The 18,884-nt window shown below is 48.1% G+C and carries 18 protein-coding genes; 8 read left to right on the forward strand and 10 right to left on the reverse strand.

Annotated features, from left to right (window positions below; genetic code table 11):
* Positions 1–482: 482 nt before the first annotated feature.
* On the forward strand, positions 483–2,180 hold the full coding sequence (gene fadD, locus GA565_RS11130; RefSeq protein WP_152198502.1) for a long-chain-fatty-acid--CoA ligase FadD: 1,698 nt from the start codon (positions 483–485) through the stop codon (positions 2,178–2,180).
* Between the two features lie 170 nt (positions 2,181–2,350).
* A complete protein-coding gene (rnd, locus tag GA565_RS11135; protein ID WP_152198503.1) occupies positions 2,351–3,472 on the forward strand; it encodes a ribonuclease D in 1,122 nt (373 codons plus the stop codon).
* Between the two features lie 80 nt (positions 3,473–3,552).
* On the opposite strand, the gene GA565_RS11140 is transcribed toward rnd, so the two are convergent.
* From GA565_RS11140 to GA565_RS11165, 6 genes are all read right to left on the reverse strand, one after another.
* A complete protein-coding gene (locus GA565_RS11140; protein WP_152198504.1) occupies positions 3,553–4,053 on the reverse strand; it encodes a GNAT family N-acetyltransferase in 501 nt (166 codons plus the stop codon).
* A gap of 156 nt (positions 4,054–4,209) precedes the next feature.
* Positions 4,210–4,626: an RbsD/FucU family protein gene (locus tag GA565_RS11145; RefSeq protein WP_152198505.1), complete on the reverse strand. Its 417-nt coding sequence runs from the start codon at positions 4,624–4,626 to the stop codon at positions 4,210–4,212.
* A gap of 50 nt (positions 4,627–4,676) precedes the next feature.
* A complete protein-coding gene (locus tag GA565_RS11150) occupies positions 4,677–5,441 on the reverse strand; it encodes an SDR family NAD(P)-dependent oxidoreductase (protein ID WP_152198506.1) in 765 nt (254 codons plus the stop codon).
* A gap of 44 nt (positions 5,442–5,485) precedes the next feature.
* Positions 5,486–6,793 carry an MFS transporter gene (locus GA565_RS11155; protein ID WP_152198507.1) on the reverse strand — a complete coding sequence of 436 codons (1,308 nt, stop codon included), beginning with the start codon at positions 6,791–6,793 and terminating at the stop codon, positions 5,486–5,488.
* Between the two features lie 111 nt (positions 6,794–6,904).
* Complete coding sequence (locus tag GA565_RS11160) at positions 6,905–7,951, reverse strand: LacI family DNA-binding transcriptional regulator (RefSeq protein WP_152198508.1); 1,047 nt, start codon at positions 7,949–7,951, stop codon at positions 6,905–6,907.
* 462 nt (positions 7,952–8,413) lie between these two features.
* Positions 8,414–8,887, reverse strand: coding sequence for a MarR family winged helix-turn-helix transcriptional regulator (locus GA565_RS11165; RefSeq protein ID WP_152198509.1), 474 nt, complete (start codon positions 8,885–8,887; stop codon positions 8,414–8,416).
* Between the two features lie 50 nt (positions 8,888–8,937).
* Here GA565_RS11165 and GA565_RS11170 point away from each other — a divergent pair, with 50 nt between their 5' ends.
* Together GA565_RS11170 and GA565_RS11175 are read left to right on the forward strand one after the other, a co-directional pair.
* Complete coding sequence (locus GA565_RS11170) at positions 8,938–10,434, forward strand: FAD-dependent oxidoreductase (protein WP_152198510.1); 1,497 nt, start codon at positions 8,938–8,940, stop codon at positions 10,432–10,434.
* 4 nt (positions 10,435–10,438) lie between these two features.
* Entirely contained in the window at positions 10,439–11,152 is a 714-nt protein-coding gene (locus tag GA565_RS11175; RefSeq protein ID WP_152198511.1) for a GntR family transcriptional regulator, read from the forward strand.
* On the opposite strand, the gene GA565_RS11180 is transcribed toward GA565_RS11175, so the two are convergent.
* On the reverse strand, positions 11,149–12,351 hold the full coding sequence (locus GA565_RS11180) for an enolase C-terminal domain-like protein (RefSeq protein ID WP_152198512.1): 1,203 nt from the start codon (positions 12,349–12,351) through the stop codon (positions 11,149–11,151). The two genes, GA565_RS11175 and GA565_RS11180, sit on opposite strands and share 4 nt — an antisense overlap.
* Before the next feature lie 344 nt (positions 12,352–12,695).
* On the opposite strand from GA565_RS11180, the gene GA565_RS11185 reads away from it, so the two are divergent.
* The 3 genes from GA565_RS11185 to GA565_RS11200 all read left to right on the forward strand — a co-directional run bounded on the left by GA565_RS11185 (position 12,696) and on the right by GA565_RS11200 (position 16,429).
* The gene (locus GA565_RS11185; RefSeq protein ID WP_226951028.1) at positions 12,696–14,042 is read left to right on the forward strand and encodes a PTS transporter subunit EIIC; all 1,347 of its coding nucleotides are present in this window, start codon (positions 12,696–12,698) and stop codon (positions 14,040–14,042) included.
* A gap of 405 nt (positions 14,043–14,447) precedes the next feature.
* Positions 14,448–15,128 carry a type 1 glutamine amidotransferase domain-containing protein gene (locus GA565_RS11190; RefSeq protein ID WP_152198514.1) on the forward strand — a complete coding sequence of 227 codons (681 nt, stop codon included), beginning with the start codon at positions 14,448–14,450 and terminating at the stop codon, positions 15,126–15,128.
* Positions 15,129–15,832: 704 nt separating this feature from the next.
* Positions 15,833–16,429: an alpha/beta hydrolase gene (locus GA565_RS11200; RefSeq protein ID WP_152198515.1), complete on the forward strand. Its 597-nt coding sequence runs from the start codon at positions 15,833–15,835 to the stop codon at positions 16,427–16,429.
* Positions 16,430–16,609: 180 nt separating this feature from the next.
* Here the strand turns inward: GA565_RS11200 and minE are convergent, their stop codons facing one another.
* The 3 genes from minE to minC form a co-directional block, all read right to left on the reverse strand.
* Positions 16,610–16,879: a cell division topological specificity factor MinE gene (minE, locus tag GA565_RS11205; protein WP_055771222.1), complete on the reverse strand. Its 270-nt coding sequence runs from the start codon at positions 16,877–16,879 to the stop codon at positions 16,610–16,612.
* 3 nt (positions 16,880–16,882) lie between these two features.
* The gene (minD, locus tag GA565_RS11210; RefSeq protein ID WP_055771225.1) at positions 16,883–17,695 is read right to left on the reverse strand and encodes a septum site-determining protein MinD; all 813 of its coding nucleotides are present in this window, start codon (positions 17,693–17,695) and stop codon (positions 16,883–16,885) included.
* 67 nt (positions 17,696–17,762) lie between these two features.
* On the reverse strand, positions 17,763–18,458 hold the full coding sequence (minC, locus tag GA565_RS11215; protein ID WP_152198516.1) for a septum site-determining protein MinC: 696 nt from the start codon (positions 18,456–18,458) through the stop codon (positions 17,763–17,765).
* Between the two features lie 136 nt (positions 18,459–18,594).
* Between minC and GA565_RS11220 the strand changes: the two genes are divergently transcribed.
* On the forward strand, positions 18,595–18,867 hold the full coding sequence (locus tag GA565_RS11220) for a YcgL domain-containing protein (protein ID WP_152198517.1): 273 nt from the start codon (positions 18,595–18,597) through the stop codon (positions 18,865–18,867).
* Positions 18,868–18,884 lie beyond the last annotated feature (17 nt).

Genomic DNA, 18,884 nt, shown 5'->3' on the forward strand with positions numbered 1-18,884 from the left:
CGGTTAAGCTTGCATTCATGAATCTTAGTATGCAAATAACGTTATTTTATTAGTGGGTTTTAATTAATCAAGTAACACCCTTGCTGTATTTATAAAATAGAAGAGGATTTTTAACTTGTTATTATTTTGGATGAGTAACCTTTGCGTAGGGTTATTAATAAGGGCGGTGAATGGTCTTGATTCATTGAGTAAGGTAATTAACTTTTATGCACTCCGCTTATACAAATAACCCGGACCCTGCGTGGTGTTGATGAGTATTAGTCGTTATACTTCGTAAATCGAATGGATTCTCGCGTTTTGTTAATAGCCGATTTAAACGGCAATCTTAGTTTTTCCATCAGGAGCGGGCTGAAATTAGTGACCGGCCTCTCAACCTAAACATTGTTTAAAGCTTAGCTGGTAAGATGAGTTAAAATATTGTTAAGGGTGTGGTAAAAGTGCGTCATTGAGAGCGCGTAGATAATGAAATCAGGAGTGATACCTTGGAAAAGGTCTGGCTAAAACGTTACCCGGCGGATGTTCCTGAAAACATCGATCCGAACCGCTACAGCTCGTTGGTCGAGATGTTTGAAAACGCAGTGCTTCGCTACGCGGATAATCCGGCGTTTATCAACATGGGCGAGGTGATGACCTTCCGCAAGCTTGAGGAGCGCAGCCGCGCGTTCGCTGCCTATCTACAAAATGAGCTTGGGCTTAAGAAGGGTGACCGTATAGCTCTGATGATGCCTAATCTTCTGCAGTACCCGATTGCGCTTTTTGGTGCGCTGAGAGCGGGGTTGACCGTCGTCAACGTCAATCCACTTTATACGCCGCGCGAACTTGAGCATCAGCTAAACGACAGCGGCGCAAGTGCTATCGTGATTGTGTCTAACTTTGCCCACACCCTTGAAAAAGTGGTGTACAACACGCAGATAAAGCACGTTATTCTCACCCGTATGGGTGATCAGCTTTCGCCGGCCAAGGCTACGCTGGTTAACTTTGTCGTTAAATATATCAAGCGGCTGGTGCCAAAATACCATTTGCCCAACGCTATCTCTTTTCGCAGCGTCATCCAGCTTGGCCGCCGTATGCAGTATGTTAAGCCTGACGTTATCAATGATGATATCGCATTTTTACAATACACCGGTGGCACCACTGGCGTGGCGAAGGGCGCGATGCTGACCCACCGCAACATGCAGGCGAATCTTGAGCAGTGCAAGGCCGCTTACGGTCCTTTGCTTCGCCCGGGGCAGGAGCTTATTGTGACGGCACTCCCGCTCTATCATATTTTTGCTCTGACTATTAACTGTATGTTCTTTATAGAATTGGGCGGCCGCAGCCTGCTTATTACTAATCCGCGTGATATTCCGGGCCTGGTTAAAGAGCTGGCACGCTATCCGTTTACGGCAATTAGCGGCGTGAATACGTTGTTCAACGCCATGCTTAATAACGAAGAGTTTAAAAAGCTCGACTTCTCCCCTCTGCGGCTTTCCGTCGGCGGGGGGGCCGCGGTACAAAAATCCGTGGCCGACCGCTGGGAGCAACTCACTGGCCATCATCTGCTTGAAGGCTATGGCCTGACTGAATGCGCACCGCTGGTGACCGGTAACCCGTATGACCTTAAGCATTACAGCGGCAGTATCGGCCTGCCTGTACCTTCTACCGAAATTCGTTTAGTTGACGATAACGGGCAGGAAGTCGCACTGGGTGAGCCGGGAGAGCTGCAGGTGAAGGGCCCTCAGGTGATGCTGGGGTACTGGCAGCGGCCAGAAGCCACCGATGAAGTGTTAAAAGATGGCTGGCTCTCAACCGGAGATATCGCTACAGTGGACAAAGAGGGTTTTTTACGTATCGTTGATCGTAAAAAAGACATGATTCTGGTTTCAGGTTTTAATGTATACCCGAACGAAGTAGAAGAGGTTGTTTCGCAGCATGCCAAAGTGCTTGAGGTTGCGGCCATAGGTGTTCCGAGCCAATCAACCGGCGAAAAGGTCAAGATTTGCGTGGTTAAACGCGATGCTTCACTGACGGTTGAAGAGTTGCTCGACCACTGTCGGCGCAATCTTACCGGCTACAAAGTGCCAAAAGTTGTAGAGTTTCGCGACGAGCTGCCGAAATCAAACGTGGGTAAGATTTTGCGCCGTGAGCTGCGTGATGAAGAAAGTAAGCCGAAAGCGCCAGACAGGCAAAACGCCGCCTGAGGCCAAAACGCTGCTTTTTACATCAACCAAATGCCGCCTTCACTCAACGCCGGATTAAGTCCGGCGTTTTCACGTTATAATGCACGTAACGCGAAGCAGTAATTGTTTTCTAATTCCCGGCGGCAGGAAGCATGCCGACCCGGTTTCTAACAGCGAAAAGAGAAAAAGCTTTGAATTATCAGTTGATCGTTAGCAATGAAGACTTGGCAAAGGTTTGTCAGCAGGCGCAACAGTTTAGCGAAATTGCGCTTGATACCGAATTTGTCAGAACCCGTACTTACTATCCACAGCTGGGTTTGATACAGCTTTATGATGGTGAAAACCTAACGCTTATCGACCCCTTGCCGATTACGGCCTGGCAGCCGTTTATTGATTTATTGACCGACAAAAACGTGGTCAAATTTTTGCACGCAGGCAGTGAAGACCTCGAAGTTTTCCTCAATGCCTTTGGCGTGTTGCCCGTCCCGTTTATCGATAGTCAAATTTTGGCTGCCTTTAGCGGACGTCCGCTTTCCTGCGGTTTTGCCCGCCTGGTCGCTGAAACTACGCAAATCGAGCTGGACAAAAGCGAGTCCCGTACCGACTGGATGGCCAGGCCATTAACCCAAAAGCAGTGTGATTATGCCGCTGCCGACGTACTATATTTGCTGCCGCTTGCGCGCCAGCTTCAGCAGGAAACCATTGAGGCTGGCTGGATAGACGCGGCTCTGGATGAATGCCTGTCTCTTTGCCGTCGCCGACAGGAAGTACTCCAGCCTGAACTGGCCTATCTCGAAATTGGCAATGCCTGGCAACTGCGTCCTCGCCAGTTGGCCTGTTTGCAAAAACTGGCCTCATGGCGCCTGACTCAGGCCCGTCAGCGTGATTTGGCCGTAAACTTTGTGGTGCGTGAAGAGAACCTGTGGCAGGTGGCTCGTTATCAACCAAAATCGTTGGGCGAGCTTGAGGCGCTTGGCCTTAGCGGACCTGAGATCCGTTATCACGGGCGTACGCTGCTGGCGCTGGTGGCCGAGGCTGAAACGGTCAACGATTCGGCGCTGCCTGCACCGATTGCCAATTTGATTGACCAGCCAGGCTACAAGAAGGTCTTTAAAGATATTAAAGCACTGATTCAGACTGTCAGTGAAGAGACCGGATTGAGCGTTGAACTGCTGGCTTCACGCCGTCAAATTAACCAGATGCTTAATGAGCACTGGCAGCTTAAAACCAAAGAGCATCAGCCGGAACTGGTGAGTGGATGGCGCGGTAAACTGCTCGCAGAGCGACTGGCCGAGATTTTGGCGCAGTATTGATTAGCTTAATTATTTATTCAGCGTGAGGGTCGATATTGCCTCGACCCTAAGCCTCCCCGAAGGGGGGGCTAAAAGCTACCTTAGCCAATAAATGAAAAAACAGTGTAATCGGCATCGTTGAATTTAAACTCGGCAACCGAGTTGATTCCCATACTTTTATGGGCCTGAATTGACGGGCCGTTATCGTTGCGAATAAACAGGATGCCCTCCCTGCCTTTAAGCTTTTTTTTCAACGCATTAAACAACTTTTTGGCCAGTCCCTGACCTCTTGTTGATTGACTTACGCAGATGGGCCCGTAGATGTAGGCATTTTCACGGCCCTGATAAGCAGAAAGCATCGCCTTAACAACCGGAATGTTAGCGTTGCGTGACAAGTTCGACGTCATTAAAAAGCCAACAATTTCACTGCCTCGACGGGCCACAATGAGCGGCATGTCATCCATCATAGCCTCGACCGTTTCTCTTGGAACAGTGGCAGAAAGCGTGCCACCGTTAGAGGCGAGATTCTCTTCCAGTAATTGCATAATCCCGTTGAGATCTTGATGAATAGCGATGCCGATATCGACGTGTTGCTCAGACATTTTTTTCCTCAGAGAAGTGAGTATTTTTACTTATCAAACAATACTCACCGTTACGCAGGAATCAACTGTTTTCAGGCTCTTTTTACTCTCAATCAGACCTGCCAGAGTGCAGGTCGAATGACCGGATCTTCATCGCCCCTAAAAGCGGCGGTCGCGTTATATGACCGGAGCAACCGTCAGTAATATATTCGCGAACCGCCGCTGTTCACCGGTGGCGATAACCAGCAACGTGTGGTCAGACTTTACCGCGGCATAAAACGGTTCGCGTGCAAGATAACCAATAGGGCAGCTTTCGGGCAGCAGTTGCCTATATTCGATATCGATAGTGTTAATAAAATCCTGCGGGTAGGACATTAACGTGGCTTTTTCCACGTTAATACAGGTGAGTATTTTTTCCAGAACCAGCGTGGCCGAGAGAGTTCCGGGCGACAGGTTTAAGTAAACGATCGCTGCATTTTGCGGCGCATTGGTGACAAACGCATAGTTGCTGTCGGCGATTAAAATTTGGGTTTTGTGCCCACATTTTGCCAGAGCATATAATAATTCTGGATGAATGATAGTGGATTTAATCATCTTGATTCTCTGAAAATGCAGGCAGCCGCAGCGTGCTGCCTGCAGGTTGCTTACATGCGATAACTTCCACCGTTGATATCAATGGTGGCACCCGACACAAAACCATCATATTGCGCGGCGAGGAAGGTAATAACACTTGCTACATCTTCCGGCGTACCTGCTCTGCCCAGTGGAATACTATTGATTGTTTCTTCGGCCGATTCTTTGGTGGTATGGCGTGCATGAAAACGCGTGCCCAAGATAAGCCCCGGAGCAACGGCGTTGACCCGAATGCCATATTCGCCCAGTTCCGCTGCCAAAGAGCGTGTCCAGGTCAGTACCGCCCCTTTGGTCGCAGAATAAACCAGAGAGCCAGAATGACCCCCTGCGCGACCCGCCAGAGAAGCCAGGTTGATGATGCTGGCACCTTCTGGCGCTGCTTTTAATAACGGCAGGGCTGCCTGGGTGACATTCAGTAGGGTGGTCATATTAACGTCCAGAACCGTTTGCCAGAACTGGCGGTCTATTTCGCCCAGCCATTTTCGACCCACAATACCGCCGACGTTATTAACCAGGATATCTATGCCACCCAGAAATTCAGCGGCGGCCAACACACAGCCCTCGGCATCATCGGTAGCAATAAGGTCAGCATAGCGATAGGCAGCGCGTTGCCCCAGCGATTGTGCCAATTCGACCAAGGCTTTCGGACCTTGTTCATCGCTGTGATAGTGAAGATAGATATCGCAGCCTGCTCTGATTAACTGTTCGGCGGTTGCGCGACCAATGCCTTGTTCAGCGCCGGTAATAAAAACTTTCCTACCTGTAAGCTTGCCCATGATTTACTCCTATGTAATTGATGTAAATTTAAAATTTATTTTAATTAAGAATTAATGACGCCTTCACGCTGTCTGGCGCAGTAGAAAATACAGACCAGACCGGTTATCAGCAGGCTCAAAGACAAGAAAACCAGTCCCGGTGTATTGCTGTGGGTCATATCTTTCATAACGCCTACCGCATAAGGGGCGAAAAAACCGCCGAGATTTCCGATACAGTTCACCACGGCTAGTCCCGCGGCGGCCGCGGCACCGGTCGAGATATTGGCTGGCATCGATAGAAAGGGGGGCACGGCTGTGTAGATCCCAACGGCGGCAATGCTTAAAAAAGAGAGTGAAATAAACACGTTATATTTAAAGAAAATGATTGCTCCCACCAGTCCACACGCCGCAACCACCATACTGAGACCGGCGAATATGCCGAGTTTTTTTGTTTTAGTGGCCCACAGACTCCACGGATAAACCAGCAGTGCAGCCAGTCCGTAGGGAATTAGCGCCAGCAGGCTGACCTGGAAAATATTGTCACCAGAAATTGACGTAATAATCGAAGGCAGCCACATGCCAAAGCCGTAAATTCCGCACACCATGCCGAAATTAAGCATGGCGTAGAGCAGGTATTTGGGATTTTTAATTCCTTTCAGGAAGTCGGCTAGCGTTATTTTTGAACCAGACTTGGAGCGGGTGGTGCTGTCCATCAGCCAGGCTTTTTCCTCCACGTCGAGATAACCCACCTCTTTTGGGGAATTTTTCATCAGAAACGGGATCAGCAAACCAATAATAATCGGTGGCGCACCTTCAATAATAAACAGCAGTTGCCATGGCTCAAACCCTAGCCAGCTGTGGTCAATGTTGAGAATGAATCCAGAGAGGGGTGAGCCAAGGGCATTTGACAGCGGCTGTACGATAATAAACATCCCGAGGATTTTCGTGCGATATTTCTGTGGAAAGAAAACGGTAAAATAATAAACAACAGAGGGGAAGAAACCTGCTTCGCAGACGCCTAACATAAAGCGACAAATATACAGTTCAGTTGGTGTTTTAACAAAAGCAAGCAGGGTGGCGAATATCCCCCATGAAATTAGAATTCGCGCAAACCAAATGCGTGGGCCGAACTTAATTGTTCCTGCATTGCTGGGGATTTCAAAAATGAAATAACCAATAAAAAATATTCCAGATGCGAATCCAAAAGCAGATGCGGTTAATCCTAAACTGTTTTCCAACGCCATTGCTGCATACGCCATATTGTTTCTGTCAAGGAATGCCAGAAAATATAATAGCGTCATCAAGGGGACAATATGCAGCGTCAATTTCCTTATTGTGCTGCGCTCAATATCCTGCACTGTTCTTTTATTCATAATAAGCTGTTTCCGAATTTGGCTAATACTTATCCTGACAAAGATTAATCGCTCTTCGTCGACATGATTTTTTACTGCGTGTTGCTACGTTATTTCAGGGCAAAAGTAGTATCAGGCGGCGGTCACTTTTACCGATTGACGGCACACTAAAGTCGGGGGAAAGAGAAACTCTCCGGGCGGCAGAGAAGGGTCATTGAGTCGGCTTATGATACGTTCAACCATAACCTGAGCCATTTCTGACTGAGGTGGCATAACTGATGTCAGTCCGGGTTCTGCAAAGGCAGATAGTGAAATATTATCAATGCCGACAATCGAGACGTCGTGAGGAACCTGCACCCCAGCGGCGCGAAGTCCGGTCATCAGTCCAATACCGAGTGCATCATTAATGGCCACAATGCCCTCTGGAAAGGGCGTTATGGCCAACACTTTTGCGGTCAGTGCCAAACCCAGCTCGAACATTTCCGTGTCGCCATATTCACTGCAGGCTTTGCCCTCGACAATTCTTTCGTGGAGTGACAAACGCTGATTTTTTAATACAGTCAAAAAACCATCGATTTTGTGACTGCGACTCATCGTGAGCGTGGATTCGGTCGCAAAAATGATATTTTTACAGCCGCGTTCAACCAGATGCTGAGCTGCAAGATATCCCGCACGGGTATTGTCCATCGACACACTGTCAAAAATGCGTGTATCGCTCGCCGTAGTCTCCGGAAACCTATTGTCATAACTGACAATAGTCATTCCCTTTTCAGCTGCCCGAACAAAATGGGTTTGGCGGATATCGCTCGCAGCCACAATGATGCCGAGTACGCCGTGAGAAAACATATCTTCAATGAACGCGCGCTCCTCATCTTCCTGACGGTAGGAGTTGCCGAGAAGTACGCGATAATTGTACGCTCGGGCAGATAAATCCACTTCGTGAGCCAGTGCCGAAAAGCTGGGATTGACGATAGAGGGCACCAGCAGGCCGATGATCTTTGCCTGACCGTCATTAAGCGGAACCGCGGCTTTTACGGGGTTGTAGCCAAGCTCGCTCATCGCCTGTTCAATCCTTAAGCGGGTTGCATTACTCATATGGCTAATGCGGTTATTCAAAAGATTAGAGACGCTGCTAATAGAAACACCGGCCAGCCGAGCAACGTCACGAATATTAGCCATCTTGTTGGTATTCCCCATTTTCCAGGTGCTATCTGCAAACAATACTGTCGATGCCTGCAGCATGCCCCTTATGATTCTCTTTGCTGATGCTGAGTAACTTATAAGGGAAGAATGCGGCAAGCAAGCCACAATCTGATCGATAAGCAGGCAGATAACGTTTTTGTGAAAACAGTCATAGGGCGGCTTGGGTGTTTACTAAACAAGGTAGGGGTTAACGCGGCAAATTTGTTCTCAGCAAGCGAATGCTCGCTGGATGAGACAGAGGAACCCGTAAAGTACGTCGGGGGTTGCTATGCCGCTCTGGGTTATTAGCGCTCTCTGTTACACTGGGCTATACGTCAGAAAGTGCATTTAGCAATGCATGTAAACCTGTGGTTGGCATGTCACCGCGAAACTATCAGTGAGAGCGGCAACATAGTCCTTTAAATGATAAGAGGGCAACGTGTTTTATGTCCGAGCCTGCTAATCACTCTGCTTGATATCTTCGGCAAATCTGCGCATCAACCGCACAAGGTCAGTGACATCTTCACTGTCCCAATTCGCAAAAATAGCCTGCCCAATTCTTTCGCGGGCCTCATCTATTCTGTCGGTCATCGCTTTGCCTTTTTGGGTAATAATCGATTCTCTGACGCGGCGGTCAGTGGCTTTTCCCTGCCTGTCGACGAGGCCCAAGGTTTCTAACTTGGCAATCTGACGACTGACCGTGGTGTAATCGCGGCCAACGCGGTCAGCAAGTTCGACCACGCCAATCGGGCCAAGGCGCTCGACGAGTACCAACAGCGGGAACAATGCCCGGTCAAGTGAAATACCGGCTTCTTTTACCATGGCTTCGTCGCGTTGAGGGCGATTCATCACGCCAACAATTTCAACCAAGGCTCCATGGAGTTCACGCAATTGAATGTTAATGGGTGTATTTTGCACGCTTTTTATTGACAAGCTGTTTCTCCTCTGATTATTGTGTGCATAATACACATATGGAGAGAAAAATGGCAGAGCAATTTTCAGTAGACGTACTCATTTGTGGTGCCGGTGCGGCTGGTTTAACACTGGCGATAGATCTTGCCCGACGGGGGATCTCTTTCCGACTGGTTGAAAAAATGGCTGTGCCGTTCGGCGGCTCACGCGGCAAGGGCATTCAGCCTCGCACCCAGGAAATTTTCCAAGACCTCGGCATTCTTGAGCGGATAGTTGCCGCCGGTGACGCCTATCCTCCACTGCGCAAATACCTTGATGACGGCAGCTTCGCTGAATCCGATATTATGGAACGTAAGGATCCTACACCTGCAGAGCCTTATAAACAGCCGCTGATGCTGCCGCAATTTATGACTGAGGGCATGATGCGTCAGCGCCTTGAAGAGCTAGGCCACCGGCCCGAATTTGACCGCGAGTTAACCGGATTCGAGCAGGACTCGCAGGGGGTAACGGTGCATCTTTCTGGTTGCGCTGGCAAAGAGGCTTTCCGCGTGCGCTGGCTGGTGGGTGCCGATGGCGGTCGCAGTTTCGTGCGTCATGCGCTAGGCATCGACTTCCCAGGCAAAAGTCTCGGTATGCAAGCCCTCGTGGCTGATACTCAGCTGACGGGCCTGACTCGCGATGTTTGGCACTGTTTTAACCAGAGCGATAAGGCGCGTATGTTGATGATTTGTCCACTCGCCGGTACCGAAATGTTTCAAATACAGGCACCTGCTACTCTCGACGAAGAACCTGACCTTTCTGCCGAAGGACTCACGGCGATGGTCGCCGATCGCACAGGGCGCAGTGATATTAAGATCCAATCCGTATCCTGGGCATCTGCTTACAAAATGAATGCCAGGTTGGCTGAGTCCTATCGCTCAGAGCGCGTATTTCTTATCGGTGATGCTGCTCATATTCATCCTCCGACCGGAGGGCAGGGTCTAAACACTAGCGTGCAGGATGCCTATAATCTGGGATGGAAACTTGCCGCAGCTGCTCAGGGCGCGCCTGACGAACTGCTCGATACTTATAATGAAGAGCGCCGACCGGTGGCGGCGGTAATGTTAGGTCTGGCAACGCAGTTGCTCGACGCACAGAAGCAGGGCGAGATGCGACGAGGCCGTGAGGTACAACAGCTGGATATAGGCTATCCTGAATCCTCATTGTCTCTCGAAACTCTCGGGCATGAGCGCATATTGCATGCAGGCGACCGCGCGCCAGATGCGCCAGTCAGTACACCAGCAGGGCAACCGATAAGATTATTTGATTTATTTAAAGGATCGCACTGGACACTCCTGACTTACCAGTGCGATGCGGCTGCGTTAAAACAGCCTGCAGGGCTGCATGTTTATCGATTCAGTGCAGAAGGTGACCTCAATGATAACGCCGGGCATTTTCTTGATGCCTATGGTCTCACTGCGGGGGAATGGATTTTAGTGCGGCCTGACGGTTATATTGGTGCCATAGTGACGTCTAAAGACGTGGAAAGACTGGAAAATTATTTCCTTCAAGTTGGATTATCTTGGTAACATCATGAAAAAGCAGGATTTTATATCTCAAGATCTTCTGAGTAAAATTTATCAATACCAAGGCGCTGCACTCACAAAACTGCCTTCTGAACGCAAGCTTGCAGAGGAGTATGGGGTGGCGCGTTCGACGATTAGAAAATCTATTGAACACTTAATCAGTATTGGGATAATAAGCGTCCTGCCAGGTTCAGGGATCTTCATCAATGAGCGGGTGAAAAATAATCCGCTGATTTATAATTCAGTGTCGAAAAGTCGATTCGATGAAATGCGTTATAAGCTCGTAACGCTCCATAAAACACTGGCCTCAGCCGAACAACAAATTATTTTCAACCTTTCGGTAGGGGCCTATGTATGGCAGTTCTGTCGGCTTCGATTTATTGCTCAAAGATGTGTGCAAATTGATAACTCAATCATACCTGTTGACACCTTGCCCGTTCTGAATCAGAAAATAATTGAAAGCTCTTTGCAAAAATATCTCATTGATAGAGGTTTGAGTGTTTCGCATAATATTACCCGTTACCGATCAGTGATAATCAGCAAAGAGCAGGCGGAATTACTCAAGTGTCGTCGAGGACTCCCTGCTATGCACATCAACAGTCGCGGAGTCCTGAATACGGGAGAGATATTTATTTTAACCGATATCATTGATATCGATTATGACTGCACTTTTAGCATTCCCTTTAATCACGAAAATATTATGCGCAGGTCATCTATTTAAGGTGTATGGATTGCACCGTTAGGTAACCGGCTTTGAGTCCACTCATGCGGACGGTATTCAAGCGGATATTGGGCGGCCGTTGCTTCACATAATTCAACGCCTATCCCAGGTTGTTCATTAGCATAGAGATATCCATTGTCGGCGGAACGGTGGGCACCCGGGAATACACTTAAGGTTTTTTCACCAGGGGCAATAAACTCCTGTATTGCCGCGTTGTGAAGATGAATATTAAGGTGTGTATTTACCGCTGCGCCGATAGGGGTCATGTCCGGTGGACCGTGCCAGGCCAACTGAATACCAAAGTTTTGGCATAGAATAGCCAGTTTTATGGCAGGAGTAATCCCCCCGAGCTGGGACACATGGCAACGAATAAAGTCGATGCGTCTATTAATCACCAAATCTTGCCACTCGGCGGGATTATTAAACAATTCACCCATCGCCAAAGGTACGGACGTTTGTTGACGGATTTGTTGCAACCAGCCGCTTTGCTGTGGGGAGATAATATCTTCAATATAGAACGGATTATATTTTTCAATCGCCTTAGCCAAGCGAATGCACTGATGTGGGAATAACCGCTCATGAACATCATGCAGTATATGGAAAGTATTATTGTATTTTTCACGTAATGCTTTAAACATCAAAACAGTATTATCGATGTACTCGTCCTGATCGTAATAAGCCCCTTGAATTGGAGAGCGAGTCGCATGCAGATTTTCAGGAGTGCCGCCATAAAACCCTAATTGGCACCTTATATGCCTGTAACCGTTCTTGAGCATATTATCGATTTGAGGATAAAGCCCCTCTAAGGTATCCGCTGTGGCATGGCCATAAACCGCGATGGCATCTTTCGATTTCCCCCCCCATAATTGATAGAGTGGCATCTTGGCAATTTTAGCTTTGATATCCCACAGCGCCATATCAACGCCCGATACGGCATTATTGATAACGGGACCGTTGCGCCAGTAGGCATTGACCATCATCATTTGCCACAGATCTTCAATATTATTCGCATCGCGGCCCAAGAGTAGAGGCTTGAGATATTCATCGACCATCGTTTTTACCGCTAATGGACGTTGTTGAAACGTAGCACACCCATAGCCCGTAATGCCTTTATCGGTACAAACCTTAACGGTGACAAGATTGTGCCTATCGGGCTTGGTTATTATGCATTCGAGTCCGGTTATAAGGGTCGGGTCCATGGTTGCTCCTGATAAATAATTTTATCTCATGGGCATAATTATCAACGCATTGTGGCGTAAATTTCCAGCTATTTATTTTGGTATGGTTTTCGCGTGTCATGATGAGAAAAAACGGACCAATTCTAGATAACGGCTCATAATGACTAAAGTTGAGCAGAATCTGTGACTCGCATCATATTTATTCACAAGTTATCACCAGCCTCAACGGGTAAGCTTTATCCATTATTACCTGGGTTATCCCCCTTTCAGGAGTTTTTATGGATATTCTTACCGACGCTTATACGAATAAAAATAATACTGCCGTCAGTGATGTAGATTCAAAAATAGAAAGTGTTTTGTCACTGATGGGTGGCGGCGAAAATATTGTCAACGCCTGGCACTGCATGACACGTCTGCGATTTGAGGTCGAAAGTGAAAACAACGTCGATCAGGATGAAATAAGAAAGTTACCGGGAGTATTGGGTGCTCAGTTTCAAAATGGTCAATTTCAAATTGTAATAGGTCCTAACGTTAATCACTGGCATCAAAAAATTCAGGACAGGCTAGATAATATAACCAGTAATACCGTCGAGCTTGATAATAACGAGCGTAAGCTAAAGTCCCGTGGGGTAGTGGCTTTGCTCATGGATACGGTATCGGGCGTATTTGGACCCATTGTGCCGGCGATTGCCGGGGCTGGCATGATAAAAGGCTTGCTAGCAGGTTTTATAGCGTTGAATATAATCTCTGCAAAAAGTGAAACAGTCGTTATTCTGGATATTATTTCAAGCGGGGTATTTTATTTTCTGCCATTTTTCCTGGCTATTTCTGCTGCAAAAATGTTCAAGACTAACGAGTATATTGCTGCCGCCGTTGCCGCATGCCTGATGTACCCGACACTTATTGAGGCCGCTAAGGCATTAGCCGGTCATCAAGCCGGTGCAACGGATATTTACTGGTTTGCAGGGCTTTTACCGGTATCAGTGATGAATTATTCTGCCAGCGTTTTACCCATTATTTTCTCTATTCTCGCAATGAGTTATATCCATCGTTTTGTCGATAAATATATGCCAGATGTCTTAAAAACCGTCGTTACGCCTACGCTCACGCTGTTTATTAGTGCACTGGTCGCCCTGACGGTTATTGGTCCTGCCGGGGTGTGGTTTGGTAAAGGGTTAGCCTGGTGCGTGCAAAGTCTGTTTACTTTATCGCCAGTATTGGCGGGATTAATCGTGGGAACTATAAGGCCACTCGCGGTCTTCACCGGTATGCATCATGCGATGACACCTATCGCATTACAAAACTTCAGCGACCTCGGATACGATATGCTCATGCCGATGATGTTCATGGCCAATATGTCGATTACCGGTTCAACTTTGGCTATTTGGTTTATAAAACGTCATAGCGCGGACAGTGCTATTATTCTCTCTGCGGCTATTTCCGGGCTTTTAGGCATTGAAGAGCCAGCATTGTTTGGCGTATTGGCCCGTGAGCGCAAGGCGTTTATTGCAGTGACCATTGCCAGCGCGGTTGCCTCTGCTTTTATTGCCTTTTTTGGGGTAAGAATCTATGGCTATATCCTCTCAAGTATATTCAGTCTACCCGCCTACATTGGCCCCTATTTCATTTACGCCCTTATGGGAGTCTCGCTCTCTCTGGGATTATCCTTTTTCCTGACACTGTTGTTAGTTCGAAAACAAAGGGCCAATTGAGCATGTGGAACATCTAAAGCAGAGGATTATCTGTCTTGGTGGGGTTGCGCGCCATGCTGACTCTACATGCAATGGTTTTCCTATTAGCGTGGATGGAAGAGGGGAGCCTACCTTAGCGAAGCGCGCAGGGTAAATTAGGGCAGATAAATATTTTTATAAATTTATAGACGACTGGTCTGTTAGCTGTTAGCTTAAGTGCATGGACGCAGCCAAAGAACAATAGATCGTTGATATTCACTGTGTGAATTATCAACAGTATGCTGAGTCGACTCGACCATGCCAAATACATTCATGTATCTCCCGCTGAGGGAAATACGCGGCGCTGATGAAGGCGCTTTTTTTTAAACGCTTAACTATACGACTGGTCTAATAGTGGCACTTAACCCACCAAGCAGGAGACTTACAATGAAAATTCTTATGGTTCTGACTTCACATGATCAGCTGGGTAATACTGGACGTAAAACGGGATTCTGGCTGGAAGAACTGGCTGCACCTTACTACGCGTTTAAAGACGCTGGCGCCGAGATAACACTGGCTTCGCCCAAAGGCGGCAACCCGCCACTTGATCCTAAAAGCAATGAGCCAGATTTCCAGACTGAACAAACTCATCGCTTCGAGGCCGACGCTGAGGCTGTGGCGCAGCTCGCGACGACGGTTCGCCTCGATAGCGTATCACAGTCCGACTACGACGCTGTTTTCTACCCTGGCGGTCACGGTCCCCTGTGGGATCTGGCTGAAGACGCGCATTCAATCGCGCTGATTGAAGCCTTCCTGGCGGCAAACAAGCACGTTGCTCTGGTTTGTCATGCGCCTGGCGTTCTGCGTCACGTAAAAACGCCGGAGGGCAAACCGCTGGTTGAAGGCAAAAAAGTGACCGGCTTTACCAACACGGAAGAGGAAGCGGTTGGCCTGACTAACGTGGTGCCTTTCCTGGTCGAAGACGAGCTGATTGCCAAAGGCGGAATTTATTCCAAAGGGGCAGACTGGAGTTCTTATGTTGTCAGCGACGGCCTGCTGATCACCGGTCAAAACCCGACGTCTTCAACGGCGACCGCGGCACAACTTATCAAACAGCTGGCAGAATAAGGGTAATTAGGGGGAGGATGCGGCTTGAAGCAATCCTCCACCGGATAAGTAAGAATATCTGCTCCCGCCAATTAAAGCGAACAAGTGGCGCCTGAGTCATGGCAGCAATGATTAAGTCATGAATGCATTGTTGATACGAATTTTCGCGACGCATTTAAATGGCCCTTTCTTGACAGTAACAACGAGGTGCAAGAGTGTGCGGTCCGAGCCAGGTTAAAGTTCTCTAATGTCGAGGTCTGCCTGCAGGCGACCTGTGCTTGCCTGGGTATTACTCGCTTACCGACGTTTGTCGCGGGTGACAAGCTGTGCAGTAAAAAAATGGTTCCCGTCTTGGCGAACAGTGAGGTATCGTCCTTAGGGTTAGTTGCTCTCTGTCCGCCAGCTAATGAGCTGAACGGCGCGGACTGTGCCCATCAGCTTTACACTCAAGCAGATGCGACCTCTACCGGACGCGCTCGCAATTCGATCCTTAATCCGTTTTGACGCTGCTTATCATGGCATATTTAAATGCAATCGGAATCAACTGCGGGAATTCAGCTATTTAAATTCTTATCTTAAGCCTGTTCTTGATATTCCAGGCATTTGCGATACGGTAAATATTGACCACATTAAGCAGGGCTATTATTTAATTAAAGCCCTCACCCCAAATATGATTGTTCCGGCTGGGCCAGACTTAAGCCAGTATGGATTATAAGGATGACGCGATGACCAAGAAAATAGTGATATTGCTACATGGAGTCGGGAGCAGTGGCGATGATTTGTTGCCCTTGGCGCAGAGTTGGGCAGAAGTCCTTCCTGATACCGTTTTTGTTAGCCCTAATGCGCCTATGCGTTTTGATCAGGGGTTTGGACATCAATGGTTTAGCATTTCAGGGGTCACTGTCGATAATCGGTCTCAACGAGTAGAAGCAGCAAGACCAAATTTTGATGCCGTGATAAGGGGCATTCTTGAGCAAAATGCGATAGATCCTGTCAAAGATAAAGTTATCCTGGTTGGATTCTCGCAGGGGTCGATTATGGCCCTGGACGCATTGGTCAATGACCGTTTTCCTCTTGCTGCTGTGGTGGCATTTTCAGGACGTCTTGCTTCTGTTGAACCTTTTACACCCTCGCATACGACTAAGGTATTACTGATCCACGGTAAGTTTGACCAAGTTATCCCGTGGACAGAAAGCCAGTCAGCGGAGCAAAGGCTCAACGCGGTTGGGGTAGATGTTCAGCTATCGCTGGAGGAGGGCACGCCGCATACTATCAGTCCTGCCGGTGCCCGAATTGCAGCAAGATTTATTGCCGCGATCTGAGATTGCTGCGAGATCTTTTTAATATTGTGTCACTGGATCCCTACGGGGGCAATTTCGCGCCACATCTTTTGGATTTGGCAGAATTTAACCCCGACGCGGTAAAACCTTGTTAGTTGCGCTTTTATTGCACCCGTAATAACTCCCCCTGTCCAAAAACAGGGGGCCATCATACATCGTCGATCATTTCGGTGCTTCTTCCGACTCGGGTAGAGTCACGTTAAGCTCTAGAACCGATATATCGTCGCCTTTTTGCTCGAACTGAACGTGAAGCATTTCAGGGTCAATCTGAATGTACTTACAGATGACGGCTAAAATATCACGCTTAAGATCCGGCAAATAAGCGGGTTCACTGTCCCCTCGACGCCGTTCGGCTACGATGATCTGTAGCCGTTCCTTGGCTATATTGGCTGTCGGTTTTTTGCGGGACAAAAAGAAATCTAACAAGGCCATGGTTTATCCCCCAAACAGGCGTTTCAGAAAACTCTTCTTCTCTTCCTCAATAAAACGGAACGGGCGTTCCTCACCCAGCAAACGACTGACGGTGTCATCGTATGCCTTACCCGCGTCGGATTCCTGGTCCAGAATAACCGGTTCGCCCTGGTTGGACGCGCGCAGTACAGACTGATCTTCAGGAATAACGCCAACCAGAGGAATGCGCAAAATTTCTAGCACATCTTCCATGCTCAGCATGTCACCACGGCTCACGCGGCCCGGGTTGTAACGCGTCAGGAGCAGGTGTTCCTTGATAGGATCCTGGCCCCTTTCTGCACGACGAGATTTTGAAGACAAAATACCGAGGATGCGATCGGAGTCACGAACAGAAGAGACTTCAGGGTTAGTGGTAATGACGGCTTCATCGGCAAAGTACAGAGCCATCAGCGCGCCGGTTTCAATGCCCGCCGGTGAGTCACAAACAATGAAGTCAAACTCCATCTCACCGAGGTCATTCAGAATTTTTTCAACGCCATCACGGGTCAACGCGTCTTTGTCACGCGTTTGTGATGCCGGTAAAATAAACAGATTTTCAGTGCGCTTATCTTTGATAAGTGCTTGATTCAGTGTGGCATCACCCTGAATTACATTGACAAAATCATACACAACGCGACGTTCACAACCCATGATCAGGTCGAGATTACGCAAACCGATGTCGAAATCAATGACGACGGTTTTTTTGCCTTTTTGGGCCAGGCCGGTAGCAATGGCAGCGCTTGAAGTGGTCTTGCCAACGCCCCCTTTACCCGATGTAACAACAATTATGCGTGCCATGTAAGGATTCCTTGTCAAAGGTCGTAGTGTCTGCCCCAATCCCCCTCAGGGTAGAAGTTGCAGAGACTTAATATAAAGGTTGTACGGTTAACACGTTATCCAGAAGGCTAAGTTTCGCGGCCTGTCCAAAAAAACTGGACGGGATTTGATCGCTTAACCAGTACTGACCTGCGATAGAGACTAGCTCAGCGCCCAGATAGGTGCAAAAAATCTGACAATTCGTATCACCCGCAGCGCCGGCCAAAGCTCGACCACGCATCATGCCGTAAATATGAATATTGCCATCGGCAATCAGTTCGGCACCGGCACTTACGCTGCTGGTTACAATAAGATCGCTGTTACGGGCATAAATTTGTTGACCTGAACGGACTGGCGAACTGACAATCCGCGTTTTGGCGGGCGCGTTATCCGGCACAATGGCAACCGGGGCCGGCGGTTCAGCAACGACACGCTTCGCACGACCTTCGCTCAGCAGCGGCAAACCAGTACGAGAAATCGCACGTTTTTGCTGCTCATCTTTGCACCCACTGATGCCGACAACGCGAAAGCCTGCAGAAACGACAGCCTGTTGAATGTTTTTCCAGTCTGCATCACCAGTCAGTGCTGCAACGTTAATAACAACAGGGGCATTTTTTAGAAAAGCCGGAGCCTGCTCCACCTTTTCCTGCAATGCCTGATGAATAACCTCGGGTTGTGCACTATATAAATGAACAACTGACAAGGTAAAACTGCTGCCTTTTAGTTCTATTGGCGATTGTGACATCTATCCTGACTCAGTCTCAGCAACTTTAAATCCCCGGAATACCACACGGGGGGCGATATTCCGATGTACGTTATGCATGGTATAGTTACCGCTATATCTAGGCAAGCCACCGTTCCAATAAAATAGAGTTAAAAAAATGCTTTGTGCAATTTATAGAAGTACTAAACGTGATCAGACCTACCTATATGTCGAAAAAAAAGACGATTTCACGCAGGTTCCTGAAGAACTGATGAAAAGTTTTGGTAAGCCGGACTTTGCGATGGTGATAAATCTGGCCACCCGCAAGAAATTAGCCAACGCGGACATTGAGAGAGTCAAACAGATGCTGACCGAGCAAGGCTATTACGTCCAGGTTCCTCCTCCGGTTGAAAATTTATTAAATCTTCATCTGGATGCAGACAAAAAATAATCAGATTATTCTAGGGA

Source organism: Rouxiella sp. S1S-2, assembly GCF_009208105.1.
Lineage (GTDB): Bacteria > Pseudomonadota > Gammaproteobacteria > Enterobacterales > Enterobacteriaceae > Rouxiella.